Origin of the sequence: Pseudomonas sp. ACN8, from assembly GCF_002303925.1 — a bacterium.
Taxonomy (GTDB): Bacteria; Pseudomonadota; Gammaproteobacteria; order Pseudomonadales; family Pseudomonadaceae; genus Aquipseudomonas.
This window is the reverse complement of record NZ_MRCS01000129.1, coordinates 1-668: the sequence shown is the minus strand read 5'-3', so window position 1 is coordinate 668 and position 668 is coordinate 1. Positions and strand designations below refer to the sequence as shown.

Genomic DNA, 668 nt, shown 5'->3' with positions numbered 1-668 from the left:
GCTCAGGGTCGCGGTGTAGGTGATCTGGCCGCCTTCGCTGATGTTGCCGGTGGCGGTCAGGGTCAGGCCGGTGGTGTCCACGGAGTCGGTGATGGTGGTCACGGCCGGGGTGGTGTTCGGCACCAGGTTTTCGAAGCTGCCACCGGTGGTACCGGTGATGGTGGTGCTGACGGTGCTGCCGTTGACATAAACGTCATTGGCCGCCGTCGGCACGTTGACGCTGCCGCTGGTCTGGCCCGCCTCGATGGTGATGACCGAGCCATTGCTCAAGGTCACGGTCATCGGTGTGCCGGCCGGGTTGCTCAGGGTCGCGGTGTAGGTGATCTGGCCGCCTTCGCTGATGTTGCCGGTGGCGGTCAGGGTCAGGCCGGTGGTGTCCACGGAGTCGGTGATGGTGGTCACGGCCGGGGTGGTGTTCGGCACCAGGTTTTCGAAGTTGCCGCCGGTGGTACCGGTGATGGTGGTGCTGACGGTGCTGCCGTTGACATAAACGTCGTTGGCCGGGGTTTCGACCACGACGTTGCCAGTGGTCTGGCCCGCTTCGATGGTGATGACCGAGCCATTGCTCAAGGTCACGGTCATCGGCGTGCCGGCCGGGTTGCTCAGGGTCGCGGTGTAGGTGATCTGGCCGCCTTCGCTGATGTTGCCGGTGGCGGTCAGGGTCAGGC

At 65.3% G+C, this 668-nt stretch carries 1 protein-coding gene; it reads right to left on the bottom strand.

Annotated elements, in window-relative coordinates; genetic code table 11:
* Positions 1–668, bottom strand: a 668-nt coding sequence (locus tag BSF44_RS29250; RefSeq protein ID WP_141250124.1) for an immunoglobulin-like domain-containing protein, incomplete at both ends; no start/stop codon positions are given.